At 62.8% G+C, this 25,327-nt stretch carries 26 protein-coding genes; 2 read left to right on the plus strand and 24 right to left on the minus strand.

Translation table 11 applies throughout. The features are described 5' to 3' along the window. The 9 genes from trbL to TH25_RS16455 form a co-directional block, all read right to left on the minus strand. On the minus strand, positions 1 to 823 hold an 823-nt coding region (trbL, locus tag TH25_RS16415), incomplete at its 3' end, for a P-type conjugative transfer protein TrbL (RefSeq protein WP_114089449.1). Positions 824 to 841: 18 nt separating this feature from the next. Further along, positions 842 to 1,570 (minus strand): P-type conjugative transfer protein TrbJ, encoded by a 729-nt coding sequence (gene trbJ / locus TH25_RS16420; RefSeq protein ID WP_114089450.1) that lies wholly within the window; start codon positions 1,568 to 1,570, stop codon positions 842 to 844. Continuing rightward, positions 1,567 to 2,274, minus strand: coding sequence for a hypothetical protein (locus TH25_RS16425; RefSeq protein WP_114089451.1), 708 nt, complete (start codon positions 2,272 to 2,274; stop codon positions 1,567 to 1,569). Before TH25_RS16425 ends, trbJ begins: the two co-directional genes overlap by 4 nt. Then, positions 2,258 to 4,747, minus strand: a complete 2,490-nt coding sequence (gene trbE, locus TH25_RS16430) for a conjugal transfer protein TrbE (protein ID WP_114089452.1) — start codon at positions 4,745 to 4,747, stop codon at positions 2,258 to 2,260. Before trbE ends, TH25_RS16425 begins: the two co-directional genes overlap by 17 nt. Continuing rightward, a complete protein-coding gene (locus TH25_RS16435; protein WP_114089516.1) occupies positions 4,741 to 5,010 on the minus strand; it encodes a VirB3 family type IV secretion system protein in 270 nt (89 codons plus the stop codon). Before TH25_RS16435 ends, trbE begins: the two co-directional genes overlap by 7 nt. A gap of 14 nt (positions 5,011 to 5,024) precedes the next feature. After that, positions 5,025 to 5,375: a TrbC/VirB2 family type IV secretion system protein gene (locus tag TH25_RS16440; RefSeq protein WP_114089453.1), complete on the minus strand. Its 351-nt coding sequence runs from the start codon at positions 5,373 to 5,375 to the stop codon at positions 5,025 to 5,027. A 16-nt stretch (positions 5,376 to 5,391) separates the two neighbouring features. Next, positions 5,392 to 6,372, minus strand: coding sequence for a P-type conjugative transfer ATPase TrbB (trbB, locus tag TH25_RS16445; RefSeq protein WP_258549191.1), 981 nt, complete (start codon positions 6,370 to 6,372; stop codon positions 5,392 to 5,394). Beyond that, positions 6,365 to 6,886, minus strand: a complete 522-nt coding sequence (locus TH25_RS16450) for a CopG family transcriptional regulator (protein WP_258549192.1) — start codon at positions 6,884 to 6,886, stop codon at positions 6,365 to 6,367. Before TH25_RS16450 ends, trbB begins: the two co-directional genes overlap by 8 nt. A 14-nt stretch (positions 6,887 to 6,900) precedes the next feature. After that, complete coding sequence (locus tag TH25_RS16455) at positions 6,901 to 8,928, minus strand: conjugal transfer protein TraG (RefSeq protein ID WP_114089454.1); 2,028 nt, start codon at positions 8,926 to 8,928, stop codon at positions 6,901 to 6,903. Positions 8,929 to 9,216: 288 nt separating this feature from the next. On the opposite strand from TH25_RS16455, the gene TH25_RS16460 reads away from it, so the two are divergent. After that, on the plus strand, positions 9,217 to 10,278 hold the full coding sequence (locus tag TH25_RS16460; RefSeq protein ID WP_114089455.1) for a hypothetical protein: 1,062 nt from the start codon (positions 9,217 to 9,219) through the stop codon (positions 10,276 to 10,278). A gap of 92 nt (positions 10,279 to 10,370) precedes the next feature. After that, positions 10,371 to 11,663: a hypothetical protein gene (locus tag TH25_RS16465; protein WP_147253035.1), complete on the plus strand. Its 1,293-nt coding sequence runs from the start codon at positions 10,371 to 10,373 to the stop codon at positions 11,661 to 11,663. 1 nt (position 11,664) lies between these two features. Here the strand turns inward: TH25_RS16465 and rlxS are convergent, their stop codons facing one another. The 15 genes from rlxS to lspA form a co-directional block, all read right to left on the minus strand. Next, positions 11,665 to 13,650: a relaxase/mobilization nuclease RlxS gene (gene rlxS / locus TH25_RS16470; protein ID WP_114089518.1), complete on the minus strand. Its 1,986-nt coding sequence runs from the start codon at positions 13,648 to 13,650 to the stop codon at positions 11,665 to 11,667. 220 nt (positions 13,651 to 13,870) lie between these two features. Continuing rightward, complete coding sequence (gene traF / locus TH25_RS16475) at positions 13,871 to 14,386, minus strand: conjugative transfer signal peptidase TraF (RefSeq protein ID WP_114089457.1); 516 nt, start codon at positions 14,384 to 14,386, stop codon at positions 13,871 to 13,873. Then, positions 14,383 to 14,862: a DUF2840 domain-containing protein gene (locus tag TH25_RS16480; protein WP_114089458.1), complete on the minus strand. Its 480-nt coding sequence runs from the start codon at positions 14,860 to 14,862 to the stop codon at positions 14,383 to 14,385. The genes traF and TH25_RS16480 overlap by 4 nt, the downstream gene beginning before the upstream one ends. After that, entirely contained in the window at positions 14,855 to 15,073 is a 219-nt protein-coding gene (locus tag TH25_RS16485; RefSeq protein WP_114089459.1) for a helix-turn-helix transcriptional regulator, read from the minus strand. The genes TH25_RS16480 and TH25_RS16485 overlap by 8 nt, the downstream gene beginning before the upstream one ends. 121 nt (positions 15,074 to 15,194) lie before the next feature. Continuing rightward, complete coding sequence (locus TH25_RS16490) at positions 15,195 to 15,710, minus strand: DUF2285 domain-containing protein (RefSeq protein WP_181847661.1); 516 nt, start codon at positions 15,708 to 15,710, stop codon at positions 15,195 to 15,197. Between the two features lie 52 nt (positions 15,711 to 15,762). Next, on the minus strand, positions 15,763 to 16,017 hold the full coding sequence (locus TH25_RS25725; protein ID WP_220151432.1) for a transcriptional regulator domain-containing protein: 255 nt from the start codon (positions 16,015 to 16,017) through the stop codon (positions 15,763 to 15,765). Positions 16,018 to 16,296: 279 nt separating this feature from the next. Further along, positions 16,297 to 16,626 carry a DUF736 domain-containing protein gene (locus TH25_RS16495; protein ID WP_114089461.1) on the minus strand — a complete coding sequence of 110 codons (330 nt, stop codon included), beginning with the start codon at positions 16,624 to 16,626 and terminating at the stop codon, positions 16,297 to 16,299. Positions 16,627 to 17,332: 706 nt separating this feature from the next. Then, complete coding sequence (locus TH25_RS16505; protein ID WP_114089463.1) at positions 17,333 to 19,054, minus strand: ParB/RepB/Spo0J family partition protein; 1,722 nt, start codon at positions 19,052 to 19,054, stop codon at positions 17,333 to 17,335. A 68-nt stretch (positions 19,055 to 19,122) separates the two neighbouring features. Continuing rightward, on the minus strand, positions 19,123 to 19,992 hold the full coding sequence (locus TH25_RS16510) for a phosphoadenosine phosphosulfate reductase domain-containing protein (RefSeq protein ID WP_114089464.1): 870 nt from the start codon (positions 19,990 to 19,992) through the stop codon (positions 19,123 to 19,125). Next, on the minus strand, positions 19,989 to 20,222 hold the full coding sequence (locus TH25_RS16515) for a hypothetical protein (protein ID WP_114089465.1): 234 nt from the start codon (positions 20,220 to 20,222) through the stop codon (positions 19,989 to 19,991). Before TH25_RS16515 ends, TH25_RS16510 begins: the two co-directional genes overlap by 4 nt. Then, positions 20,219 to 21,193, minus strand: a complete 975-nt coding sequence (locus TH25_RS16520) for an ArdC family protein (RefSeq protein WP_114089466.1) — start codon at positions 21,191 to 21,193, stop codon at positions 20,219 to 20,221. Before TH25_RS16520 ends, TH25_RS16515 begins: the two co-directional genes overlap by 4 nt. Positions 21,194 to 21,570: 377 nt before the next feature. After that, positions 21,571 to 22,167: an isochorismatase family protein gene (locus TH25_RS16525; RefSeq protein ID WP_114089467.1), complete on the minus strand. Its 597-nt coding sequence runs from the start codon at positions 22,165 to 22,167 to the stop codon at positions 21,571 to 21,573. A 72-nt stretch (positions 22,168 to 22,239) separates the two neighbouring features. Beyond that, positions 22,240 to 22,512 carry a hypothetical protein gene (locus tag TH25_RS24795; protein ID WP_147253036.1) on the minus strand — a complete coding sequence of 91 codons (273 nt, stop codon included), beginning with the start codon at positions 22,510 to 22,512 and terminating at the stop codon, positions 22,240 to 22,242. Positions 22,513 to 22,649: 137 nt separating this feature from the next. Beyond that, complete coding sequence (locus tag TH25_RS16535) at positions 22,650 to 24,833, minus strand: protein-disulfide reductase DsbD family protein (protein WP_114089469.1); 2,184 nt, start codon at positions 24,831 to 24,833, stop codon at positions 22,650 to 22,652. Further along, the gene (gene lspA / locus TH25_RS16540) at positions 24,830 to 25,324 is read right to left on the minus strand and encodes a signal peptidase II (RefSeq protein ID WP_114089470.1); all 495 of its coding nucleotides are present in this window, start codon (positions 25,322 to 25,324) and stop codon (positions 24,830 to 24,832) included. The genes TH25_RS16535 and lspA overlap by 4 nt, the downstream gene beginning before the upstream one ends. Positions 25,325 to 25,327: the final 3 nt, after the last annotated feature.

Genomic DNA, 25,327 nt, shown 5'->3' on the forward strand with positions numbered 1-25,327 from the left:
CGGCGGCCCCCGCGCCGAGTTGCGGCGCACCGGAGACCAGGCCGGCGGCGATGCCGGGTCCGAAGATGCCGAGCATGAAGATCGCCAACGCGCCGAGAACGGTCGAGAGCGCCTGTTCGATGGTGATCTCGTCGCCCGCAAAGGACGCGGCGAACGACCCGAACAAGGTGGAGCCGATGCCGACGATGACCGCGAGCACCATCAGCTTGATGCCGGCCGCGACCACGTTGCCGAGCACCCGTTCGGCGAGGAAGGCCGTCTTGTTCCAGAGCGCGAAGGGCACGAGTATAAAACCGGCCAACGTGGTCAGTTTGAACTCGAGGATGGTGATGAAGAGCTGGATGGCGAGAATGAAGAAAGCGAGCAGCACGATGATCCAGGCCACCATCAGCACCGCGATCTGAACGAAGTTCTCGAAGAAGGCGATGGGTCCGAGAAGCTCTTTCACCTCTCTGAGAAGCGGATCGGCGGCGACAAAGCCCGTGTTGGCGACGAAGCCCGGCCGCATCAGGTCGTCGGCCGTGATAGGAGAATTGCTCGCCCGCAACCCCAGTCCCGCAAACGAGTCGAAGATGACATCGGCAAGGAAGGAGAAGTTGTTCAGGATGAAGGCAAAGGCGCCGACATAGAGCACCTTTTTGATGAGAGCGGGAATAACCGACTTGTCGTCGGAGAGTGCCCAGAACAAGCCGGCGAGCGTGATGTCGATGCCGATCAGGATCGTCGTCAGGAACGCAACGTCCGGCCCGAGGAATCCGAAGCCGGAATCGATGTACCTGACGAAGGTCTCCGTGAACTGATCGATGACGCCGACATCATCCATTACGCGTATCCCTAAGCCCTAGCGGCTGTAGCTGCTGCCATCGCCCATGAAGCGCGCGAAGCGGGCGCGGGCCTGTTCGCGGGCGGCGATGGCGCTAGCGCTCTCCAGCGCGTCGGCACGGGCGGAGGCGGCAAGCAAGGTCTGGAGCTGCATCGATTGCTTGGCGGCCAGCGCGGTCAGTTGATTGCCGGCCTGAACCGCCTGCAGATTGCCGACCGCCCCCTGGCTCTCGGCGACCAGTCGGTCGAGGACGAAAGTGTCGGTGCGAACCTGGCCCACCACTTCGGCCTGGACTTCGAGGCTATGCTGGAAGCCGCCACGGGCGAGCAGCCATGCCTCCTGCGCGTCCTGGACGATCCGGGAGTTAGAGACGGCCGCGGCATACTCTTCGGGGAACAGCCTGCGGTAGGTGCTGTCGATCTCCGATACCTGATAGGCGATGCCTCGCGCGTTCCGGATCAACGTATCGACCTGGCGCAAGGAGGCTTGTAGGTTCCCGGCCACCGAGGTCGGCAGGTTGGCGAGGTTCTGCGCCTGGTTGACCAGCATTTGCGCCTCGTTGGTGAGCTGCTGGATCTGGTTGTTGATCTGTTGCAGCGAGCGAACGGCGGTCAGCAGGTTCTGGCTGTAGTTGGCCGGATCGAAGACCGTGATCGCGTGCGCCGGTGGCGCGGTGATACTCAACGTGGACAAGCTGAGCGCCAGAGCGGCGCAAGCGGACAGAAGTCGGTGTTTCAGAAGTTTCATTTGTCGTTCTCCTCATCGTCTCCCCACGTCCAGCTCTCCCGGCCGTTGGCCAGGATCTCGACGCGGTAGTGGTAAGTGTTGAATTCACTGATGGCGGCGACGGAGGCACCGAAGGGCCTTACACGGCCGGTTCCGAAGCCGTCATAAACGCCGTAGAAATGGCCATCGGCGTAGGTGTCGCCGAAGACGTAGCCGTCGGTGAAGTCGAGCGCCACGCCGCCATAGGCGACCTCGCTCACATCCGGGCTCAGTCCGATACGGGCGTGGCAACCTTCAAAGGTCGCGGATGCTATCCCGCCATAGCCGCGCTGCAGGACGGCGCCGTCGCCTGGCCGGTTGGCCGCGGCGATCTCTGGAAAGTCGGTTTCGCCGCAATGGCCGCCGATCGAGGCGACGCGGATTTCGTCCACATCCGGATGAAGCGGAATGCAGAGCGATCCGCGCGCGGTCGCAGCCTCGTCGTCGATCCATTGGCGAATGGTCTCGCGGGCGTCGCGCTTATTCCAGATATGCTCCCACGCCCCGCTGCAGGACCGCGACACGGAAAGCCGCGCATCGCCCCTGGCGGTCATGACAGTCAAGAAATAGCCGGGGCAATCGTCATCCCGCCAACAGTGCGGCCAACTCTCCTCAGCCATCGCCGGCGGCGCGGCCAGCACGGCGGCGAGCGCGACCGCGCCTACCATCTCAAGCGGTGGTTTCATGAAAGGTCTCCTTTGTCTGCTCGATTGTGTGCTGAAGTTCATCGGGCACGATCAGGTCGGCGGCCCAATCGAGTCCCTTGGCGCGCAGCCATGAATCCGCGAACTCCTCTTCGCCGTGGGCGGCGATCAGCTCGGTCATCAGGGCGTGGTCGGGCTTGGTGCTGCTGCCGGTGAAGGCGAGCGCGACGGGTCCGAGATCGAGATCGAATAGCCGGTTGCCCTTTCGCGACTGAAAGTAGTAGTCGCGCTTTTCCACGGCGCTGGCGATGATCTCGATCTGACGGTCGTTAAGGCCAAAGGCTTCGTAAACCGCTTTCGCCTGGGGCTCGATCGCCCGGTCGTTGGGCAGGAAGATGCGGCTCGGACAGCTCTCGATAATCGCCGGCGCGATGGAACTGCCGGCGACGTCCGACAGGCCTTGCGTTGCGAAGACCACGGAGACGTTCTGCTTACGAAGCGTCTTCAACCATTCACGGATGCGCGCGGCGAAGGCCGGGTTGTCGAGAAAGAGCCACGCTTCATCGAGGATCAGCAGCGACGGGCGTCCGTCGAAACGCTCCTCGAGCCGGTGGAACAGATAGGTCAGCACCGGCAGCACCGCGCCGGTCTCGTGCATCAGCTCTTCCATCTCGAAGCACTGGACGGCGCTTAGCTTGAGCCGGTCGTCATCGGCGTCGAGCAGCCGGCCGTAAGGGCCTTCAAGCGTGTAGGGTTGAAGCGCCTGGCGCAGTTCGCTTCGTTGCAGCAGCGTCGCGAGGCCGGTCAGCGTGCGTTCCGGCTGCGGCGCGGCAGCGAGGTTCGATAGCGCCGACCAGACTGCATCCTTGACTTCCGGCGTGACCGCGACGCCTTCGTGGGCGAGAAGCCCGAGCACCCAGTCCTGCGCGAAGGACCGCTCCGCCGTCAGATCGATCCTGGCAAGCGGCTGGAAGGCGAGCGCGTCCTCAACACCTTCCGTAGCGGCGCCTAGATCGAACCAGTCGCCGCCCATGCCGAGAACCGCCGCACGCGCCGACCCGCCCTTGTCGAACAGGGTGATCTGCGCGTCCGGGTAACGCCGAAACTGTAGCGCGATCAGCGACAGCAGCACCGATTTACCGGCGCCGGTCGGGCCGACCACCAGCGTATGGCCGACGTCGCCGATATGGGTGACCAGCCGGAACGGTGTCGTGCCGTTTGTCCGCACGGTGATCAACGGCGGGCCGTCCAGATGGTCATTGCGCGCCGGCCCGGCCCAGGTGGCGGAGAGCGGCATAAGATGGGCGAGATTGAGCGTGTTGATCGGCGCCTGCCGGACATTGGCGTAGACGTGGCCGGGCAGCGACGACAGCCAGGCTTCGACGGCGTTGGCGCTCTCCTCGATGGTCGCGAAGCCGCGCCCGTCGATCACACGCTGGACGGCGCGGATTTTCTCGCGGACGGTGCCCGCGTCCTCATCCCAGACGATGAACGTGGTCGTGACATAGCCGTAGGCGACCAGATCGGCGCCGAGCTCCTGGAGCGCTATGTCGGCATCTTCGGTCTTGTTGTCGGCGTCGGTGTCGACAAGCACCGACTGCTCGTTGGTCATTACCTCCTTGATGATGGCGGCGATTGATTTGCGCTTGGCGAACCATTGCCGTCGAAAGCGCTTGATCACCTTTTCGGCCGCTGCCTTGTCTACGGTCAAAAACCGCGTCATCCAGCGGTACTCGAAACCGAGATGGTTGAGAGCGTCGAGCAGCCCCGGCGTGGTCGAACCCGGAAAGCCGAGCACGGTCAGGACGCGCAGGTGGGCGTCGCCCAGCATCGGCGCCAACCCGCCGGTCAGCGAGGTGTCGACCAGGACCGCATCGAGATAGACAGGAATCTCGGGCGCCGCGATCGGATGCCGTTTATTCGAAATGCAGTTGTGCAGATAGGTCAGCGTTTCTTCATCGGAGAGCGGCGCGACCTCGGGCATGAGCTGACCCAGGAGATCGAGCGCTCGATCCGTCTGCTGAACGAAGGCATCGAGATGGTCGCGGTAGTCGGAACCGGGCCGGCCCCGACCCGGACTTGTGTCCCCGCCCTCAACCAGCATGCCTTCCATGCGGCCGATGGTTTCGGCGGGCGGCAGATAGACGAAGGTCAGGAGATAACTGCTCTCGAACAGCGCGTCCGTCTGCTCGAACGCAGCACGCCGTTCCTCGTCCACGAGCAGCGAGACCGGGTCAGGAAAGTCGGACGCCGGATAATCGCGCGCGGCGTGGCGTTCGGCCTCGAAGAACAGCGCCCAGTTCGATCCGAAGCGGCGCAGCACATTGTTGATGCGGGCGCAGGTGCCGATAAGCTCGGACTCGGTGGCGCTCTCGAGGTCGGGACCGCGGAAGCGCGCCGAGCGCTGGAAGCTGCCGTCCTTGTTGAGGACGACGCCCGGCGCCACGAGGCAGGCCCAGGGCAGATAGTCGGCCAGCAGCGCAGGGCGCTTGCGGTATTCGGTAAGGTTCAGCACGACAGATGTCCCTTGTGCCTAATGTGCCGGACGAGCACCTCCATGAAGGTCGGGTCTTTCTTGGCGGCATAGACAGCCGCGCTGTGGCCGACGATCCAGACGATGAGGCCCGCCAGCCAGAGCTGAAGACCCAAGCCCAACGCGGCGGCGAGCGTGCCGTTGAAGATCGCCACTCCCCGCGGCGCACCGCCCATCAGGATCGGTTCGGTCAGCGCACGGTGCAGCGGGATCTCGAAGCCCTCGATGTGACCGGCCACGCTCATGCGATGAGAGCCCGTCATGCGATGACCGCTCCGCCGCCGAAGGAGAAGAAGGACAGGAAGAAGCTCGTCGCGGCGAAGGCGATGGAGAGTCCGAAGACGATCTGGATCAGTCGCCGGAACCCACCGCTCGACTCGCCGAAGGCGAGCGACAGTCCGGTGATGACGATGACGATCACGGCGATGATGCGGGCGACCGGCCCTTCGATCGATTCCAGGATCGCGGTGAGCGGCGCCTCCCAGGGCATGCCGGAGCCGGCGGCGTTGGCAGGACCGGCCCAGACAAAGGCCAATCCGATGAGAAGGCCGAGATAAACCGCCTGCCGGTATGGGAAACGGGAGTAAAGATCGGGTCCGAACAGGTTCATTTAGATCTCCTTCTTGTCAAACGCATGGAACGAGTTGGATCGGGGTCAGCGGCTTGAGCCGGTAATCTCCGTCCGAGGCGAGGCCTTCGAGCGCCGCGACGGTCTCGACACGGCGCGTCGACCCGCGACCCTTCAGGAACACGACGATGTCGATCGCCTCGGCGATCAGCCGGCGCGGGACCGTGACGACCACTTCCTGGATGAGCTGTTCGAGCCGATAGAGGCCGGCATGGGCGGAGTTGGCGTGCAGCGTGGTGATTCCGCCCGGATGGCCGGTGTTCCAGGCCTTCAGCATGTCGAGGGCTTCCGGCCCCCGCACCTCGCCAACGATGATCCGGTCGGGCCGGAGCCGCAGCGTCGAGCGCACCAGATCGGATAGCGCGGCGACGCCGGGCTTGGTCCGCAGGCTGACGCAATCCTCGGCCGCGCAATGGAGCTCGCGCGTGTCCTCGATCAGGATCACCCGGTCGCCGCTCGCAGCAACCTCCGCGAGGAGCGCATTGACAAGGGTGGTCTTGCCGGAACTGGTGCCGCCCACGACGACGATGTTCTTTTGTGCTTCGACAGCCTCCCGCAGCGCCTTCGCCTGCAGTGGCGTCATGATCTGGGCGTCGACATAGTCGGAGAGCCGGTAGAGCACTCTCGCGGGCTTGCGGATCGCGAAGCACGGACTTGGCGACACCGGGGGTAACAGGCCTTCGAACCGCTCTCCGGTTTCCGGAAGCTCCGCCGATACAACAGGCCGGTCGCGATGGCATTCCTGTCCGATATGACTCGCGACCAGCCGGATAATCCGCTCGGCCTCTGACACCTCTAGCCGTTCGCCGGTGTCGACGCGGCCGTCGCCATGGCGGTCGATCCAGAGCCGCCCGTCGGGATTGACCATCACTTCGATGACAGCCGGATCGATAAGCGCGGTTGCGATCGCGGGTCCCATGGCGGTGCGCAGCATCGTCCGTTGCCGGTCGAGGGTTGTGGGGTGAAAGCGGTCAGTCATCGCTCGCCTCCTCCGGGTCGCCACCGTTCCCGGCGCCGCCGTTAGGAGATGAGGCTGCCTTTGCGGCACGAAGCGCGTCGATCTCGGCTTCGGTGAAGAAGGCGTCTTCGCTGGGTGCGATCTCTTCGAGGACGTCGCGGATCATGATCTTGCCGCCCGCGAGGCGGCGGCCGAGTTGCGCCACGAAGAACTCGAAACGCTCCTTGCCGAGCGGGCGTGCGGCGTCCTGCTCCGCTTCGGGCAGTGGCGGGGTAATCGTCAGGTAGTAGCGGACGAAGAGCGCCAGGCTTTCAGAGACGATCGTCTGGTCGCGCTCGAGCCGGTCCAACTGACGGGACAGGCGGTCAAGCCGCCGGATGATCGCCGCGTCGCGCTGATCGTCCCGCTCCGGCGACAGGAAGGCAGCAAGCGCCGCATCGGTGATGGCGGACTTCGACGCGCCGGGCCGGCGGGCCGCCACGCCAAGCCGTTGATCCACCTGATCGGAGAGATAGACGCAGAGACGGGGTTTCATGGGCGGCATCTCCCCTAAAAGCTCGGGATCAGGTCGTCGTCGGCCTGGTCCATGGCGTGGGCGCGGCGGACGGTTGCGGCATTGCGGGCGAGCTGATCCATCCTTCGGGCGTCAGCGGGATCGAACTCGTCATCGACCAGCCCCGCGTCCGGCGCGCGTTCAGGCTGATGTTTCGCAGGCGCTTCTTCCGGCAGCGCGGGGTGGCGCTTGAGACCGCCTTCGTCCTCTTCGCCACCGGAAACGAGTTCGGACCAGGGCTTGATGAGATCGGCGTGGGGCTTGCGCACCTGTCCCGACCAGTCGTCGGGGCGGGAGGGCGGACGATCCGCATAGTGACCGTCCGCCAATAGGCCCGGCGGGGGGCACACCCGGCCCGTGAAGTTGGCGTCCTCGAAGTAACGCAGCTTCCTGGCGCGGATCGGCGGCTGGCCGGAGACCATGACGATCTCCTCGTCCGCCGGGAGCTGCATCACCTCGCCGGGAGTCAGGAGTTGCCGCGCCGTCTCCTGCCGCGAGACCATGACGTGCGCCAGCCAGGGCGCGAGCCGGTGGCCGGCATAGTTACGCTGGGCGCGCAGCTCCGTCGCGGTGCCGAGCGAGTCCGAGATGCGTTTGGCCGTGCGCTCGTCGTTCGACGCAAACGCGACCCGGACATGGCAATTGTCGAGAATGGCGTTGTTCTCGCCATAGGCCTTGGAGATCTGGTTGAGCGACTGCGCGATCAGAAAGCTGCGGATGCCGTAGCCGGCCTTGTAGGCAAGCGCGCTCTCGAAGAAGTCGAGCCGCCCGAGCGCGGGAAATTCGTCGAGCATCATCAGGAGTTGGTGGCGGTGTCGCTGGTCAGGATCGCCCTGAAGGCGCTCAGTGAGCCGGCGGCCGATCTGGTTGAGCACGAGACGCACCAGCGGCTTGGTGCGTGACAGGTCCGAGGGCGGAATGACCAGGTAAAGCGAGACCGGCCGTTCCGCGTCCATCAAATCGGCGATGCGCCAGTCGCAGGCGCTCGTCGTCTCCGCTACCGTCGGATCGCGATAGAGCCCGAGAAAGGACATGGCGGTAGAAAGGACGCCGGAGCGCTCGTTTTCCGACTTGTTCAAAAGCTCGCGTGCGGCCTGGGCAACGACCGGATGGACTTGCGGACCGTCCTCCGTACCGAGATGGTTGGTGCTCATCATGACCCGGAGCGTCCGCTCGAAGGAGCGTGAGGGATCGGACAAGAAGGCCGCCACGCGGGTGAGGGTCTTCTCTTTCTCGGCGTAAAGGATGTGGAGGATCACGCCGACGAGGAGTGAATGGCCGGTTTTCTCCCAGTGTGTCCGCCGCTCCAGACTGCCTTCGGGATCGACCAGGATGTCGGCGATGTTCTGGACGTCGCGGACCTCGTTGCGGCCTTTACGCACCTCCAGGAGCGGGTTGTATCTGGCGCTCGCCGGATCCGTCGGATTGAACAAAAGACAATGCGAGAAGCGCTCTCGCCAGCCGGCGGTTAGCTGCCAATTTTCACCCTTGATGTCGTGGATGACGGCGGAATGCGGCCAGCTCAGCAAGGTCGGGACGACGAGCCCCACGCCCTTGCCGGATCGCGTCGGCGCGAAGCACATGATGTGTTCCGGCCCGTCATGGCGCAGATAGCGGCCTTTCAGGACCCCGAGAAAAACGCCCGCGGGGTCCAACAGCCCCGCCTTCTCGATCTCCGTCTTCGACGCCCAGCGCGACGAACCGTAAGTGGTGACCAGCCGGTTCTGCCGCGCCCGCCAGAGCGATCCGATAATGGCGACGACGACGCCGAGGACGCCGCCCGCCGCCGCCATGGCCCCGGCGCGGTTGAAAATCGCCGGGGCGTAGGCCTCATAGGCGTACCACCACTCGAATAGCCGCCACGGCAGATAGACCGGATAGTCGCCGATCGATACCCAAGCCGGGCCGAGGCGCGGCTGGTACCCAAGCTGTCCTGCCGCCCACTGCGTCGCGAACCAGACCACACCGATCACGATGGCGAAGACGGTGATTATCTGGCCGATAAGGAGCTTGGTTGGAGTCATCGATCTCTTGCCGCTTTCGTTCGAGCAAAACGCCCTGTGAAGTCAGCAAAAGATCGCGGTGAAATCAGCGTTTAATCAATGAGGTAACTTCCAAGATGATCCAAGTGTTCATAAATAAAGAAGCAAGCGCCAGTTAAGGGAAAGATAACCCAAGATCATCCGGACTTATTTTTGACGGCCGGAATCGCTATGATCTTTGATGGTGTTGGATTGAAGCGGTGGCGTATCGCGAAAGCGCGCAAACGCTGTCTGACGGGGGATTCGCGGGGGCTGAAAAGGAGATGATCTATGCGTTTCGCTTGTCGTTCCGCCCTGCGGGGTCTCGCGGTGCTCTCATTTGCCGCGTGCAGCATTGCCAACGCAGCAACAGCGGTGGAATATGAGGTCCGTGCCTTCGACGGCGGACCCGCCTGGTTCGTCTATGACGAGCCCGTCGATGTCGCCCTCCATGTTCTGAATCCCGGCGACCCGAAATGCCACGAGCTCGGCGAGATCGTTCTTCTGTTCGAAAATCGAGATCAACTGCGCGACGATGCCCTGATCGAAACCGCCGCGCTCACTGGCATGAACCATTATGCCGAGCTCTGCCGCTCGCTCGGCGCCAATCCGTCGAACCAGCGCAAGGTCGCCGGGATCATTGTCGGCAATGGCGCGCCCGATGCGCAGGGCCGGGTTATGGGCGACGCCCGCGTCCTCGACGCAATGGTCTCCTCGTTTACCGGCGCGTATCAACTTCGGATTCGCCGCAACACCGTCGCCGCCGGCGGCGCTGATGATGCCGCCGCAGCGATCATTGCGGATCGGGATGCGCGGCTGGCCGCAGCAAAGGCCGAACGGGAGGCGGCGGATCGAGCCCGCGCAAACGAGCGCGCCGCGGAGATCGCCGAGATCCGCGCCACCTATAACGCGGCGCTTGCGGAAAGTGTTGCGCAGGCGCAGCCGGCAGGGCTGATTGGGCGGGTAACCGGCGGTGACCGCGCCGCGCTGACCGGTGTCTGGTCCGCCAGTCAGTCCGACTGCGCCAACGAGAGCGTGATCCTGTTCGAGCGCGACGGCGCCGGCACGGTCGAATGGTGGCGCGCGTCAAACCAGGATGTTGGCCTCCTGCCATGGCGCACCGGCCGATGGGAGCTGCGCGACGGCACGGTCATCATGAGCTTCAACCACCGGGTCGAATATGACCGCTTCCGGCAGGACCTCCAGTCGGGCGTCATCAATGAGACTGTCCAGTTCGACCTCAAAGACGTAGACGGGTCAGAGCTTAGGCTTGCGGCCACCAGCGGCGGGTTTTCTCCGGAAGCGTTGTTCCTGGGTGGGGCGGAGAAACTGTTCGTGCGATGTAGAGACTGACGCAGATTGAAGATTTCCAAAAACGTTCGTTCAGGACGTTTTGAAACGCGGCGCAAGCCTATGCCCGCAGCGGATGGGCGGGGGAGAGTTACTTGAACATCAACATCACCTTGAGGTGCCATAGTTGCGGAGAGCCAACCAATTGTCGGATTGGCATGTCTAATCGATCTGTCCAGCCTCTCGGGTTCGCTTGTCAAACCTGTGCCCAGACCATCGATCTGACCATCCGGCCCACATCGGCCGATATTGTCGGAGCGGATCAGATCGAAACAATGCAGCCATTCGATCAGGAGACAAATTTTGTCGATCTCCATCTCGATTTCCCCGTCACGTTTGAGAAGTACGTCATGGGCGAAACGCCGTTCATGCGAGCAGCTCAGCGCATAGGCCATGAAGAGATGCAGCTTCATGCGCAGCGGTTAAGGTACCTAGACGAACATCATGGCGATCAGCGTGTTTTTGCGACAGCCCTAAAGCACTACGTACGCGACAAGAAAACGCCGTTTAAGTTAGTAGCTAAGAAACGCTTCAAGACCGAAGTCGCTTCAGAAAAGCCGGAAGACTATAACGCAGCGCTCTACAATCTTCTCGCCGTCATGATGTGGCCCTTCGCACCGCCAGGAGCGAACGAAGATGCTGTTGATCTGTTTCTCACCACGCTTGGCCCGATACATAAGGACTCGAGACCAGCTCTAAGAAAATTCGTAGAGGAAATCCTTGCGACGAGATTTTTGACGACACTGCAGCACGACTGCTTGAGCATCTATTCAAGGATCTTGAGTGCCGAGCTGGCATTGCGGCCAGCGCTATTTCTCGACTTCGACGAAGAGTACAAATCCGCACCGGTGGCCATGCGTGTTTCGACGGCCGAATTTCAGAGCTACAAGGACCTATACAAAGATATCGCCGAGCTTGTGTCACGGCAGTTTGTCCTAGTTGCAGCGGTGAATAATCTTCAAAAGCGCGCTAATCATGATGCTTTTTTGCCGGGAATCGGACTTACGGCCAATGGAAGAGATTTCACTCCAGCAAACCTTGATGAGTTCGCTAAGGTCGATTTCGGTCGAAAGATGGGTTTCATCGACGACCCCTGGTATGAAATGCAAGACGGTGCAGCCGACAATCAGTTGCGCAATGCCATTGCCCACTTCAAAACCGAATACGATGAAGTCAGTCAGGTCATAACCTACCACCCACGAAAGGATGGCTTGGAAGCAAGCGCCCCAAGAACCTTATCCTTCCTCGAATTCATGAGACGTATTCTGATCGCCTACCGAGAGATGCATCGCTTGCATCATCTCATTAAGGCGCTGTTTTATTATCAGTATTTGCACATCGATGGGGAGAGCGACGGGCCGCAAGCGAACGAGGCACCTGCCGACTAGGTTATCCTATTCCGATCCCGCGCTTCCTGCCGAACTCGAAGGACGCCGTCGCCCCGCGCATCACGCCGCCGACGATCTGACCACGCCGGCGTTCCAGGACCGACCGCCACGGTACCAGCGTGAACTCCTTCGATTTTTCGATCACGGCGAACTTGCCGCTGGCGAGCCTGAGCGGCCTTCGGTAGACGCCCTCGATGCGCTCGCCATCGAGCGGTTCCGCGAACGATTTGCCAAGCTCCTTCGATAACCTCTCAGCGGCAGCGCTCACCTCGCGGCGCCGAAGCTCGATCAGCAGATTGCGCTGGTAGACAGCCCGGCCATCGCTCTCCTGCGCGAGACCCTGACTCAACAACCAACGGCGGCGTCGCTCGATGGCGTCCTGCGCCTCCCGTCCGAAGCCGCTGGCCCGCAATGGTTCCGGCCGATCGGACACGAGTTGACGGTCCAGCCAGGTCGCACCCTCCCTCTCGCCCATCTGGTCGAGTCCGACGCTCGACATCAGGACCAGGCGCGCGGGCTGGCGCATCCGATTGCGCTCCTCATAGGCGCGCGCCTTGTCGAGGAAGTCCTCGGGGATCGCCCAAGAGCCGTCGGCGAAGCGCTCGGCGAAGCCGGCCCGGCGCATGGTTTCGAGCCGCCGGACATGAGCGCGGACATACTCTGCGGACGCGCGCGGATCGGCGGCGCGGTGCAGCGCCTCGCTGTAGAGACCGCCGCTTTGCTCGGCGATCTCGGCGATGGTGCGATCCGCGCGGCGCGGTTCGACCGGTTTGCTCTCGACGGCGACGATGGCGCCCGGTTTGTAATCGCCGGGATCGGCAAGCTCGCCCACCTCCGCATAGTGGGTGCGCCCGTCCGTTCCGTCGACGATCAGATAGTGCCGGTCGTTGAGCTCGTCGGAGAGACCGCGCGCCACGACCCGCCCGACGATCCGCGCGGTCGGCTGCGCGGGATCGAAGATCGCGTGATCGGCGCCGGCCCGCTCCACGCCCGCGCTCCGCATCTCGCGGTGCATCGTCCGGATGATGTCGCCGCGCGTGCCCATATCGCGTAGCGTGGTTTCTAGGCCTGCCGCCAGCCGCCAGCGCTTGGCCCTGGCCGGTTCGGCAAGGCCCATGCGTTCGAGCCTCTGCAGGCGGCCGATCTTCAGTGTGTGCTTGAAGCGCGCGAAGTTGCCTTTCGGATCTTGACGCAGATCGACCATGCCGTCCTCCGCTTGCGCCAGGATTTCACGGTCGAGCCTTGTAAAGCGCTCTTGGTCGACCTCGCGCGCGTAGCCCTGCTGGATTTGAAGCTCGGTGACCGGGCCGAGCTCCAGGGTCAGAAGCTCGCTCGCCCGCTCGCGGATGCCATGGGAAATATAGTCGCGCGCGATCACCAAGTCCTTGCCAAGCTCGTCCTTGCCGCGCAGCACGATATGACTGTGAGGATTGTCGGTGTTGAAGTGGTCGACCGCCACCCAGTCGAGGCGGGTGTCGAGGTCGCGTTCCATCTCGGCCATCAGGCCGCGCACGAAGGGCTTGAGATCGTCAAGCTCGGCCCCGTCCTCCGGCGAGACGATGAAGCGGAACTGATGGCGGTCGCCGTCGCTGCGTTCCAGAAAACCCTTGCCGTCCGCCTCGCCGCTCGTCGCGTCATAGAGCTGGCCGGGCTCGCCCTCTCGGGTGACGCCGTCGCGCTGGATATATTTGAGGTGCGCCTTGGCCGCGCCGATGCCTTGGCCTTGCAGCTTGACAATCCGCGTCTTGACGATGACCCGCCGCCGACCGGTGATCCGTCCACGCCGCATCGCCGCGCCCGTTCCCCATCCGCCGCCGCGCCCGATCCGGGACCCGCTGAACGCGGAGGCTCCCATGCGCCGAAAGCCCGGTCCGGAGAGACTCGCCGCATGCAGCACCCGCTGCAGATAGGTCTTGGCCTTCCTGTCGCCGAGGGACCGGATCTTGCCGAGCTTCGGTTTGAAGCGGTCTTCGCCGTCTGTAGCCATGGGGTCGAGATCAGCGCCCACAACGACGGAAACAAGGTGACATCATGAATATCCAAACCGGCTTAAAGGGTTACGCCGAAACGGGGAGTCGTCTAAATCGGCCAGGCGCCAAAAAAGAGATGTGCAGACAAGGCATTGGGCGTCTTTGACGCCATTGCTTTTATCTTGCCCTCCGCCACCTCAGACCCCTCCCACGCTCCAACTCCTTTCTTTCGCTGGATCAACTTCGATTGTCCTTCCGCCAGGCCAAGCGCAAAGGCGTCGCCCGTCCGATGATCAGCCGCCGATCTACCGGGCCGAAATAACGGCCATCGAAGGATCGCGGATGGTCTTGCAGCAGAAAAACCGTCCGGTCGGTTAGGATGTGACAGCCGTGCCAGTCGGGCATTGCTCGGCCCAGTCCATCTCGCCTTTCCGCCGTCGCGACCACCGCTCCGTTGACGGAAATCTCGGTCCCGGCACGGCAGATTCGGTCGCCGTCTAAGCCGACAACACGCTTCACAAGCGGCACGTCGGGCGGCAAATATCCGCGCTCGATGACGAGATCGCGAACCCGCTCAGGCACCCGGACATAAACGTAATCGCCCCGCGAAATCGACTGCTGATCAATCCAGTAGAAGCCGACCGGTGCGCTTTCGGAGGCGTTGTAGATCAGCTTTTTCGGCAGGTTGACGACCGACGCGAACGCCAAAGCGAGCACCGGAAGCGCAGTCCCGAACAGGAGCATGCGGCTCATGACGCCACCCCTTTGTTCACGAACCCAGCCGCCACATGCGCTTCATGCTGGGCCGTCGAATAGGCCCGGACCGGCTGCCCCGCACTGATCCGATTGTGGACGTGGCGATAATAGGCGGGAGATACGTCAACCGGCTCGAAGCCGCCCGCTTCAAGCGCGTCGATCTGCAACAAAGCGCGTTTGACCTTGGTGTTGCCGGTGACGAGTAGAAGCACTTCGCCGCCGGGATCAATGCCCTCGATACGGCTCAACAAAAGCGAAGGTGCGACGGTTTTGACGATGGTGAACCGCCAATCCTGCGTGCCGTATTCGTTGGCACACCAGCGCACATAGCCGAACACGCGCCCCGGTTTGAACAAGGCGAGCGCGCGACGCCGGTCCAGATCATGCTGCTCGTCGGGTTCGCCGAAACGCAGCCAGTGGTTCAGATGTTCCGGGTAGAAGGCGATCTCGACGCGCGTCAATTGCTCAGACATCGGAAGTCGAATCCTTCTTCCGCATGTCCGACCAGGCGGTCAGATCGTCGATGTGGTAGCGGACGTGCCGACCGTGCTTGCGGTATTGCGGACCGCCGCCATAGACGCGCATCTTCTCCAGCGTGTTGGGCTTTAGCTTGAGGAAACGCGCCGCCTCTTGCGTCGTCAAGAAAGGCCCGTCCTGTGCCACCTGTATGTCATGCTCAGTCATAGTTCCTCCGACATCAGCGAAACTGCTCCATGCCGGGGAAGGATGAGCGGGCCTGCGCCTCTGCGGCAGTATCGTCGGCAGCCATTCGCCGGAACGATACCCCCGCTCGGCGCCGGAGCGGTCAGGCGAGCAGCGCTCTGTAGCCGCCGTTCATCATCCGGGCGCCGCGTTTGACGCTGCGGATGACGCGGTTCTTCATTGATTGGTCTGGGCTGGTCCAGTCGTCCCCGACCGCCTTTTCGCCGTAGAGAAAGACCGCAATTTTGCGATAGGAGTACCCCTCCATTCGCCGGTCCAGCGCCGCCAGGGCGTCGCGATGGCGCATCGCCTCGACCGTCCATCCGCTCTTCGGGCCGCCGAGACGCCGACCCCGATAGAGGTCCGCAAATCGCCGGATGTAGCGTTGGCGGCTTTCAACGTCGGGGAACTGATCTACCACAAGTTCGAGCGCGAAGGGATCGACGCGGATGTCTTGGCCTACGCATCTCACCTGCGCCACCCGCCTTCGGTCGCGTAAGAGAAGGTGCTGCTCACCGTCGGCGGTCTTCAGAAGCGTCTTTCGGCAGGCGATCTCCGGGAGGGAAACGACGCTACCAAACCCGCGATCCTTGCCGTCGCGCACATAGGCTACGATCACGCGGCCATAGTCCCCAGCCCGCCAGAAGACCTCGGCTTCAACCGCATTTTGGTCAGGATCGGCGAAAAGTATAAAGGCCCCAGGCTTCGGCGCGCAGAAAGCGTCGCCGCGCCCGGAGCAGGATCGTTCCGTCGGTCAAGGGGACGGGTCGGGGGCGCCCCGGCACAGAGCTGCGCCAGTCGCTTTGGTACTCTGGATTTCGCCTAAGATACTCCCAAGCGACGCGCGAGCGGGCCAATAGCCGCAAATGGTCGTAGTCGCTTAAGAGCGGTGCGCCTGGCGCAAAGGGGCTTTGAAAAACCGCCATTGCCTTCTCCTTTCACACAGGACGACGGCGGGCGGTGCGGTCAGCGCCGCGTATTCAAACAAGCCCCTCTCTTATTGCGCATACCTCTCTCGCCAGGCGCCTAAAGCGCCACGCCATCGACCCACTCAGAGGTCCATCGCCTTGCTCAACTATAACGGGCAAACGTCAACGAGCCGTTAAGAAGTATGAACAATTTGTTGCAAAGCGAATCGGAAACCTCGAGTTTGCAGTTCAAAAGGATGCCCCCGCGCCGGATGGCGCGGGGGCGAGGACTTGCCGCTAGTCGCGCGGGTTCCAGAGGATCGCCATGACGTCGGGATCGTCCTGTCCGGCGGCCCGGCCGAGGTTGGCGTAGATTTTCGAAGGGCCAAACTCGGGGGCGGAGAAGGTCAGCGAGACGTACTCGTTGCCGCTCACCTTGCCGACCCGGTTCCAGCCGCCGCCGATCTCAACGCGGTCCTCGGTATAAACCCGGAAGTCGGGCTGTGCGTCGGACTCCTTCCGCGCGTTGGGCAGGATGCGGATGCGCTTCTTGAGGCTCATCGTCGCGAGCATGCCTTCGTATCCGCCGGTCTCGGTCTTCGTCACATATCCAAGTGCCTGTGCCATCTTTCAGTCTCCTGTTGGCTGTCGCGGGGCGCCCATCACCCTGCTGACGCGGGACCGGCCATGGCGTGCGGGGGCCGCATGAACCGACAGGCCGAAGCGTAGCGGAGGACCGGCGGGGCGCACTTTTTTGTCTCGCGAGGAAGGCCGAAGGCCGGGGAAAAAAGTGCGTAACGCCGGTTTCATGCGGCCGCCGTTCGCCATAGGTCCATCAAGCAGAAGCGGGGTTATGGGCGTTTCGCTAGCCATCGACCGGGAGACGGGGTGGTGCAGGCATCGCGATCCATGTGACGGCTCCGAGGCCGGCGAGGAAGTAATTTGGCTCGCGGCGGACAGCCGAGAAATTACGCCACAGCCCTTCCTGCCATCCAACGGAAGGGCCGCAACACCGCTGCCTAGCCAGGGTCTCACCAAGATGGGATGGAAGATTGGTGGCGGCTGGAAACGCCAAGGCAAGGTGATTGCGGCCTTCGCTCTGACGGCTCTTGCTCGCCGTGAACCGGCCTTTCGTCATACGCTAAACCGACCTGCGGCTGAGGATCAGACCGTTCCGCCGTCCAGCAGGGCGATCCGCAATCCCGCGTACTATTGAACGGCAAAGCCCCGCGCCATCCGGCGCGGGGGCTTCTTCTATCTCCCACACGATCCGAGGCGAGCGCTCGCGGCCCTCCCGTTCGGGTGAGAGGGCCGCTCCCGCCTGCCGCCGGTTTCAGGACATGAGCGATTTGATGCGGGCCACGTTGTCGGTGAGCCGTCCGCCGCCCTTCTTCGTGTAGGCCTTGAACGGGAACTCCATGTAGCGCGGCAACCACCCTTCGGCCTTCTTCCGGCCGTCGCCGGTGATGAAATCGCGGACGATCTTTTTCTGGACTTTGGTCGTGGCGCTGACATTGGCGTCGGCGACCGCCTTGCCGCCGACATGGCGGACCATGGCGTTGACCGCCGCCTTATCGCGGAGCAAGTCGAAGAAGGCGTCGTCCGCTTCCCAATAGTCGCGCATGTCCACCTTGAGATGGGCGCCGAGCGCCTCCACCACGGCGGTTCCGGCCTCCAAGGTCTCGGCCATGACGATGGCCAACACCCGCATCACGTCCTCGTCGGTGAGCTTCAATAGCGCTGCGAAAAGCTCGACCACTCGATAGTCGTCGCCGTTCGAGCGCACGACGGAATGACCGTGGGCGGGCAGTCCGAGCAGCTTCAGGACCGCCTTGCGTTCCTCGGCCAGCGCCGTCTCGGCTTTGGACTTGGCGACGCTCTCGGCGGTTTCCTCCTTGCGCGTGGCCTGCGGGTCAGCCTCGGTGCGCCACAGCGCCGAGCCGCCGATGGCGTGAGCGACCATGAGTCGGAGGGCGACGCCCGGATGGTTCAACAGCGCGTGGCGCGCGGCGGCGTGGCGGTGCAGTTCAATATAGTTCTGCGCCGGATTGGTCAGTTCGGGCCGGGCGGGCTTGCCGTCCGTGGCCGGGTCGTCCTTTGACGCCTTAGCTCGGCGCTTGGCCTTCGCTTCTTTGGCGGTCAGCCAACCCTCATGAACCTCCACTTCGCCGCCGTGGGAGACCGTGATATAGACTCGCCCGCCGTCCTTCTTCGGCTTTTTCTCATGCTCCCATGAATGGAAGCGCTGGCCCGGTTCGAGGATTTCGACCTCGGTCCAGCCGTCCTCCAAGAGCGCGTCGCGCTTGGCGGCGATAGCCTCGTTCTGCAATTGCCAGAACTGATCGGCGTCCGCGAAGTACCCCTTCTCTCCGAATAGGTCCGTGACGATCTGGCCCTTGTAGGCGTTGAGCGGGAACAGCGCGACTTCGGTCGAAATCTGCTGGCCGCCGAACAGCCATTGCTTCAACTGCCAGCCGCGCGGGGCGTATTCGTCCGGGTCGTTGAACAGCTTGAGCCAGTCGCGCTGCTGGCGCTTCGTCGCCATGGTCAGATGTCGGACGGTCTCGGCGTCGATGTCCTCGTTGCGGTAAGCCTCCCTGATCTTGGGGAGAAGCTCGCCCAAAGCGAGGCGGCGCTTTACCATCAACTCGGTGATGCCGAAGGTGGCCGCGATGTCGGCGACCGACTTTCCGGTCTTGGTCAGTCGGACGAAGGTCTCGTACTGGGTCATCTCGTCGGGATCGAGCCGGGCGAGATTTTCGAGCATGGAGGCTTCGAGCGCCGCCGCGTCGTCGCCCGGTTCCATGACGGCACAGGGGAGCGGCTCGACCGCGCCGCCGTCGTCCGCGACAGCCTTGGCCGCGAAGTAGCGCCGCCGCCCCGCGACGATCTCGAAGCTTGCGCCGTCGCCGTTGGGCCGCACCAGAAGCGGCACCAGCACGCCGCGTGCCTTCACGCTGGGCAGGATGTCGGCGACATTCGGCGCGGCCTTGGCGTGGCGCATGTTGATGGCGGCGTCTTTCAGCTTGCTGAGTTCAATGTGTTGGAGTTGCATGGGGTTGCTCCTTGGGTTGGGCTCCGGGTCTGCCAGAGCGGTGATGCGCCCGGAACCGGGCGCGAAACTCAGTCCGTGCGCACACAGTCCTCGCGCTCCCAATCGATCTCCGATGCGGGATCGGACAGCGCCAGCACGCCTTGGCGGGCAACCTGATCGGCGAGCGCGGCATAGGGCTCGCGGTCGATGCGGAAGAGGCGCATGTCGGGGCAATGGCCCTTGGCGCTCGATTTGCCGGGCTTGGCCTCCTGAGCAATCCACCAGCGGGCCAAGTCGGGCCGGTCGCGCATGATCGCCTCGATCTTCCAGCGGGCTTTCAGGAAGCAGAGGTCGCAATTGCCCTCATGGGACTTGAGCGCGAGGTCGAAGGGTTGATCCGCCCACCAATCGAGCACGTCTCTTTCGGTCACATGGGCATCGGCCAAGGGAAGCTGGACGGTCGCGCCGGTGCGCCTGCGTCCGCTGCAACTCCGCTGGCGATGGACGCGCTTTGGCTCGTCGGCGCGCAGGCCCAAAACGCTCGACCAGCTTGTCCAGCCGAGCCAGTAGCGGGCGTAGGAGTCGATGCGGTCGCGCTTGAGGAAGCTCGTGCAGAACCGCAAGCGCGGGTTCGGCGCGAAGCCCTTGCGGTCGATCAGCGCCTCGAAGGGCTCGCCGTTTCGGGCCGCGCCGTTGTGGGAAACGATCCGTGTGCGGTGCGGTTCGTCCCAGTCGTACTCGACCCATGTGATTTGGACGTTCCAGCGCGCACCGCATTCCTGCACAAAATCGAGGGTCTCGGGCCGCTCCTTGCCAGTGTTGGCGAAGACGACGGCCACGTCGTCCGGCAGCGCGCCGCCATGGGCGTCGAGAATGTGCTTGAGCATGTAGCCGGACGTGCGCCCGCCCGAGAACGAGATCACGGCGGGACCCGCGATACAGTAGGGATCGCGGGTCATGGTTTGCCCTTCCGCGCCTCGTCGATCCAGTCGATCTGGCGGCGGCCCTCTACGTCGAACAGGCCGAGGTCGCAGGGCTTCTGCTCGGTATTGGGATTGCGCTTCGGGGCCATGGGCTGTCGGGCGCGCCAGTCGAGCCGGTCCCTGACGGTTATCGGCTTCACGCCTGGCGCGACGATCTGCTCGCCTTCCGGCGTCGTTTCGGTGGGGAGCTTCGGCGCGTCTGTCATGCCGCTGTCTCCGCGGCCGTCTCGGTGCCCCGAAAGGCGAGGATGAAGTCGGCGGCTTTCGAGGCGTGGCTCGCCGCGCGGAAGATCGCGCGGTTGTCCTCTTTCAGGACTTCAAGCCACGCGCCGAGATAGTCCGTATGCCGCACGGTCGGCGTGATGGTGAGGCTCGCGCAGATAAAGGCGCTCGCCATCTCCGCGACCAGTTCCTCGCGGGCGTAGGGTTTCGATCCGAAGCTGTGGGAGAGGTCGCGGGCGAGCCGGTCCCTGTGTCCGGTCCAGTGACCAAGCTCGTGAAAGCAGGTGCGGTAATAGTTGATCTGCTCGAAGAAGGCCGGTTGCGGCGGCACGCGGATGAAGTCCTGGCTGGGGACATAGAAGGCCTTCGTCCCCCCGACGCGGAAGTCCGCGCCGGTCGCCTCGATCAGGCGCTCAGCCTGCGGAACGATGTCGGCTTCGGGCAGCGGGGTCGCGCCCTGATAGGCGTCGTCCGGCAACCCTTCGCACTGCTCGACATTGAACAGGGTGAAGCGCTTGAGGAACGGCACGCGCTCGGGGTCGTCGCCGTCCTTCGCGGCGCGCTCGCGCTCGGCCTTCGGAATGAACGTATCGGCGTGACACGCGGCGACGCCGCGCTCGCCCTTCATGACGTGGCCGCCCATCTCCTGGGCCTGGCGGTAGGTCAGCCATATTTGGGTCGCGAAGCCTGCGCGCACCACGTGGTGCCACAGGATCAGGATGTTGACGCCGGAATAGGCCCGTCCGGTAAGCGCGTTCTTCGGCAGCCCAAGCCCGGCTTTCGCCTCCGGGGTTCCCCAAGGCTGCACCCAAGGCGCGCGGCCTGCCTCAAGCTCGGCGATGATCCGGGCCGTTACCTCATCATAGAGGGAGGGCTTGTTCGCGCCTTTGGCGCGGCCGCTTCCCCCGCGCCCACGTTTTCCGCGTGCTGCTGCGTTTGCGGTTCTTGGTTCCATGGTTGCGGCTCCCTCTGGTCCCCTGCGCGCGCCTTTCCCCGGAAGGGGGGCGGGCGGTAAGCGACCGGAGCCTCGCCGGATCAGGCGGGACGCAACTGTCTTGGTAGGACGAGAAAGCTGATTTAGACGGACATAAAGCCAAGGCGGTTGCGGGCCGCCCCGGCGAGGCTACAAGGGAGTGTCCGGCCGCCCCCCGCACCGGGAAAGGCCTGACAAAACTTCGCCGTCCGTAAGGGCGGCGTCCTTATCCCGAACCGAAGGTTCGGGCCTGCGCCAGGGATGGAAGCCCGAAGGGCCGAGACCGCGTCCGCGGGCTCGGTTCACGACAGCCCGGCGACCGGCCGTAAGGCCGGGCGGGTGCCCAGGCCCGGTCGCACCTATGGCTTTTTTTGCCGACTTTTCTTGCCCGGCGGGCTTCCCTGGGATCCAGGTTCACTCCCCAGATCACGCTGCCATTCAAAAATGATTTGCCGCGTTGTTACCGGAACAGCACCGGCCTGGACCATTCGTTCAATCGCCGTTTCATGATGCTGCTGAGACGTGCCCGCCGTCGCATCCTTCACGATGTACACGTCAAAACCTTCCTCGAGGGCACTCAATACCGCGAACGTCACGGAGACCTCGGTGCACCGGCCGGCAATCACCAGCCTAGAACGATCGACGGTATGTATCTTGTTACGGAAGGCGTCGTCGTCCCAAGGGTTTGCCGCGGATCGTTGAATGACTTCTGAACCACGAACCAGGTCAAGGAGCAGCTCGGATACCTGGCCAGCGAATTCTTCGGTATCGATCGTCGTGACAATTACCGGCACGGCGAAAGCGCTCGCTGCCTTCATTAGCTCGACTACACGAACGAGTTCACTGTCTTTCGCCGCGCCGCTCGATGAAGCCACACCCTCTCGATCATCAATAATAACCAGAGCAGCATCTAATGTCGAAATAAGGTTGCGATATTTGTGTACTCCTTTGTTCATATCAGTCGCTTGATCAGTTGTCGCTTCTCATGATCTCAACTCTCCATATCCTTCTGGGGTCGTCGAGACCGGTTAGCTCTGTAGAGGCAAAGCGGCGCAATGAGCAGAACGACGCCATAGAAAATGGCGGCGTCGGCAATATTCGCCGCCGCGCCGCCGATGATGGCCCCAATGCCAGCGGCTTCGGCGACGTGGTTGCGCTGCTCTCTGGTTGTTCCCATGGGTTTGCATCGCCTGAATAATGACGTCGGGATTGCACAGAATAAATTCCCGCACCACCTCCTCAATTTGCTCTTTGTCGTCGGTGTTGCGGGCGTTGTCCTGCGTTTCTGGTTGTGAAAACATGAAGGCGCCAGTTATGCGATAGCCGCGAGGGACCATGCAAAAATTCTTTAACGCTGGTCGTTCTAAACTCCTCTTTTACATTTTTCTCTCCGTAGATATAAACTCCGGTCAAGCAACAGGCTGGCCGCACTCCCTTCCTAATCACCTTTGTTGTTCAGTCCAGCCGTATCGGCCGACCCATTGCCGGCGGCCCGGCCCAATGCATCCATGACCGTGTTCACGGTCAGAAGCTCTGGCAGGGCAATCCCATTGGGTGCACCGGGGCCATAGACCGCGTTGAATGGAATGCCGTAGCGGCCAAAACCTTCCAGGTAGCGCATGATTTCGTCACTGGGTGACGTCCAGTCGCCGCGCATCGCTACCACGTTTTCGGACGTGAGGCGTTCGACGATCTCTGCGCGGTCAAGCACAAGCTTTTTGTTGGCCTGACAGGTGATACACCAGTCGGCCGTCACATCGACGAAAACGAGCTTGCCTTCGGCAACCCGCAACGGAATTTCCGGTGCATCGAGCGGTAGCCAATAGTCAACCGTCACCGACCTGGAAGCAGGATCTTGCGGCATACCCAGGCTGGCTGGCAAAGCGAACACCGATACCGCCAGCAACGCGGTCAGGCCTAAACCCGCACGCCTTTGCAATCCACGGCCGTCTCGCCCAACCCACAGTGTCAAACCGATGGCGAGCAGCAGTATGCCCGCAACTATTGCTGCCGGGGGTCCGACCTGGACGGACAGAACGCTGAGGAGCCATACTGTCGTTGCCATTAACGCAAGCCCGAGAATGCGGCGGACAATCACCATCCAAGCTCCTGGGCGCGGCAAACGCATTGCCAAGCCCGGCACTGCCGCGACCAGCAAATACGGTAGCGCCAGGCCAAGGCCGAGCGCCGCAAAGATCAGGAATATCTCACCGGCGCCGCGCGCCAGTGCAAAGCCCACGGCCGTACCCAGAAACGGGGCCGAGCACGGGGTCGCCAGCAAGGTTGCCAGCGCACCAGTCATGAAATGACCAGCTAAGCTGTGCGTCCCGGTGCCGTGGCCGGCCGCGCGTGCGTCCAACGACCCGACCCAGCCGGGCATGGCAATCTCGAAGAATCCGAAGAGATTGTAAGCGAACAGGGTGACCAACAGCGCCATGGCGACGAGGAACAGAGGCTGTTGAAACTGAATACCCCAGCCAACCGCCACGCCTCCGGCTTTCAGGGCAACAAGGCCCCCTGCCAATACGAGGAACGAAAATAGGATACCCGCTGCGGAAGCAACGAAGCTCATCCGCACGTCACGTCGCGCCCGTCCGCCCTGGCTGACGACGGACAGCAGCTTCATCGACAATACCGGAAGCACACACGGCATCAGGTTGAGGATCAATCCGCCCAGTAGGGCCAGCCCGAGAATTCCAAGAAACGCCGAGGCAGGACTTCCAGAGACGGTCAGTGGCGAAGCGAAACGCGCGATGACGGTCTGCTCCATACCACGCTGGCCATCTGTAACGGTGAGGACCAGGCGTTTGCCTTCGAGCACGCTATCGTTCGACAGACTCTTTGCTGTTGCGACACTTAGGATCGCGCGCCTGCCATCCGCCTCCAACCTGATTTCAGGCTTGCCAAAATTGAACTCCGGCGGCCCTTCAATGATTACGTCCGGCGTGTCAAAGGGGACGGTAGAGCGAACCGCAACCTGAAGCAGCGGTTCAGCAAGCGGTCCTGTCAGTACGGCATCTTCCAGCGACAGACCGATAGCAGACCCATCTCCCGGCACGAGGTCTTGAAACCGGCTGATAAGATCCCCTTCAGGCGAAGGTGTGCCTACCCCAGGGGGCAGATCAAGCCTTACAACATCATCGTGGGGAATACAGATGTCCTTGCAGACCAGGTACTTGACCGTCGCGTGCAGCGTGACGGCTTCGCCGCGCCGTTCTACCTCTGCCTTGATCGGCAGGACTACCTCGCCGGAATAGCCAAAGGTCTCCAACCCAAAGATCGAGAAGCGAAGCGGCACGGGCCATATAATTTCCGGGCGCAGCAGATTATCCGAGCCCGTCCAGTCAACGGATGTGGGGACGCCGGCATCCCCGACGAATCGCCAGTTGATTTTCCAACCCGGCTCCATCTCGAAATGGATGCCCAGATTGAGATCGCCTGCCTTGCCCGCCGTGTCGGCGGCGGCGATCAAGCGAACCCGCGCCTCATCGTGGATAACCCACGGGCTCGCGGCCGCCTCCGCAGGGCCGCTGAAGGCCGTCAAGAAGCCCAATAGCACCATCAGAGTGATGATGGCCCTGATGCCCGGAAGGTCACGGATAGACTGGCACGTTTTGTTCATGGCTCTCGACTCGACGGTTGTTCACTCTCAAGACTCGGGGTCGCTTCGGCACGGGCATATGAGATCAAGAGGAGAATCACGCCGCAGAATATGAACGTGTCTGCGAGGTTGAAGGTCGGCCAATGGTACTGGCCAATATAGAAGTCCAGGAAGTCCGTCACCGCGCCATCGCCGAGACGGTCAACAACGTTGCCGAGCGCGCCGCCGATGATGGCGGCAAACCCTGCTGTCTGTAGGAGACTGTCTGATCGCCAAAGCGCGACCGAAAAAATGATGACGACTATGAGCGCGAAGGCCGCCAGCGCATAGGGTGCATACGGACTGTCCGAATTAAGGAGACCGAAACTCACACCCCGGTTGTAGCCAAGAGTGATATTGAAAGAAGGCATCACAGGGATCACGTGCGTGACGTTCGCTTCGATAAGCCACTTCGAAGAGAGATCAATGGTGAGCGTCGAAAATACGACTGCAATTGCTAGGGCAATCCGCATGGT

Origin of the sequence: Thalassospira profundimaris (assembly GCF_003326755.1) — a bacterium.
Lineage (GTDB): Bacteria > Pseudomonadota > Alphaproteobacteria > Rhodospirillales > Thalassospiraceae > Thalassospira > Thalassospira profundimaris_B.

What these genes read in the sequence shown, in the direction of transcription:
- trbJ (WP_114089450.1), bottom strand. Translation starts at nt 1,570, where the DNA reads ATGAAACTTCTGAAACACCGACTTCTGTCCGCTTGCGCCGCTCTGGCG.
- TH25_RS16425 (WP_114089451.1), bottom strand. Translation starts at nt 2,274, where the DNA reads ATGAAACCACCGCTTGAGATGGTAGGCGCGGTCGCGCTCGCCGCCGTG.
- TH25_RS16435 (WP_114089516.1), bottom strand. Translation starts at nt 5,010, where the DNA reads ATGAGCGTGGCCGGTCACATCGAGGGCTTCGAGATCCCGCTGCACCGT.
- TH25_RS16440 (WP_114089453.1), bottom strand. Translation starts at nt 5,375, where the DNA reads ATGAACCTGTTCGGACCCGATCTTTACTCCCGTTTCCCATACCGGCAG.
- trbB (WP_258549191.1), bottom strand. Translation starts at nt 6,372, where the DNA reads ATGACTGACCGCTTTCACCCCACAACCCTCGACCGGCAACGGACGATG.
- TH25_RS16450 (WP_258549192.1), bottom strand. Translation starts at nt 6,886, where the DNA reads ATGAAACCCCGTCTCTGCGTCTATCTCTCCGATCAGGTGGATCAACGG.
- TH25_RS16455 (WP_114089454.1), bottom strand. Translation starts at nt 8,928, where the DNA reads ATGACTCCAACCAAGCTCCTTATCGGCCAGATAATCACCGTCTTCGCC.
- TH25_RS16460 (WP_114089455.1), top strand. Translation starts at nt 9,217, where the DNA reads ATGCGTTTCGCTTGTCGTTCCGCCCTGCGGGGTCTCGCGGTGCTCTCA.
- rlxS (WP_114089518.1), bottom strand. Translation starts at nt 13,650, where the DNA reads ATGGCTACAGACGGCGAAGACCGCTTCAAACCGAAGCTCGGCAAGATC.
- traF (WP_114089457.1), bottom strand. Translation starts at nt 14,386, where the DNA reads ATGAGCCGCATGCTCCTGTTCGGGACTGCGCTTCCGGTGCTCGCTTTG.
- TH25_RS16480 (WP_114089458.1), bottom strand. Translation starts at nt 14,862, where the DNA reads ATGTCTGAGCAATTGACGCGCGTCGAGATCGCCTTCTACCCGGAACAT.
- TH25_RS16485 (WP_114089459.1), bottom strand. Translation starts at nt 15,073, where the DNA reads ATGACTGAGCATGACATACAGGTGGCACAGGACGGGCCTTTCTTGACG.
- TH25_RS25725 (WP_220151432.1), bottom strand. Translation starts at nt 16,017, where the DNA reads ATGGCGGTTTTTCAAAGCCCCTTTGCGCCAGGCGCACCGCTCTTAAGC.
- TH25_RS16495 (WP_114089461.1), bottom strand. Translation starts at nt 16,626, where the DNA reads ATGGCACAGGCACTTGGATATGTGACGAAGACCGAGACCGGCGGATAC.
- TH25_RS16505 (WP_114089463.1), bottom strand. Translation starts at nt 19,054, where the DNA reads ATGCAACTCCAACACATTGAACTCAGCAAGCTGAAAGACGCCGCCATC.
- TH25_RS16510 (WP_114089464.1), bottom strand. Translation starts at nt 19,992, where the DNA reads ATGACCCGCGATCCCTACTGTATCGCGGGTCCCGCCGTGATCTCGTTC.
- TH25_RS16515 (WP_114089465.1), bottom strand. Translation starts at nt 20,222, where the DNA reads ATGACAGACGCGCCGAAGCTCCCCACCGAAACGACGCCGGAAGGCGAG.
- TH25_RS16520 (WP_114089466.1), bottom strand. Translation starts at nt 21,193, where the DNA reads ATGGAACCAAGAACCGCAAACGCAGCAGCACGCGGAAAACGTGGGCGC.
- TH25_RS16525 (WP_114089467.1), bottom strand. Translation starts at nt 22,167, where the DNA reads ATGAACAAAGGAGTACACAAATATCGCAACCTTATTTCGACATTAGAT.
- TH25_RS24795 (WP_147253036.1), bottom strand. Translation starts at nt 22,512, where the DNA reads ATGTTTTCACAACCAGAAACGCAGGACAACGCCCGCAACACCGACGAC.
- TH25_RS16535 (WP_114089469.1), bottom strand. Translation starts at nt 24,833, where the DNA reads ATGAACAAAACGTGCCAGTCTATCCGTGACCTTCCGGGCATCAGGGCC.
- lspA (WP_114089470.1), bottom strand. Translation starts at nt 25,324, where the DNA reads ATGCGGATTGCCCTAGCAATTGCAGTCGTATTTTCGACGCTCACCATT.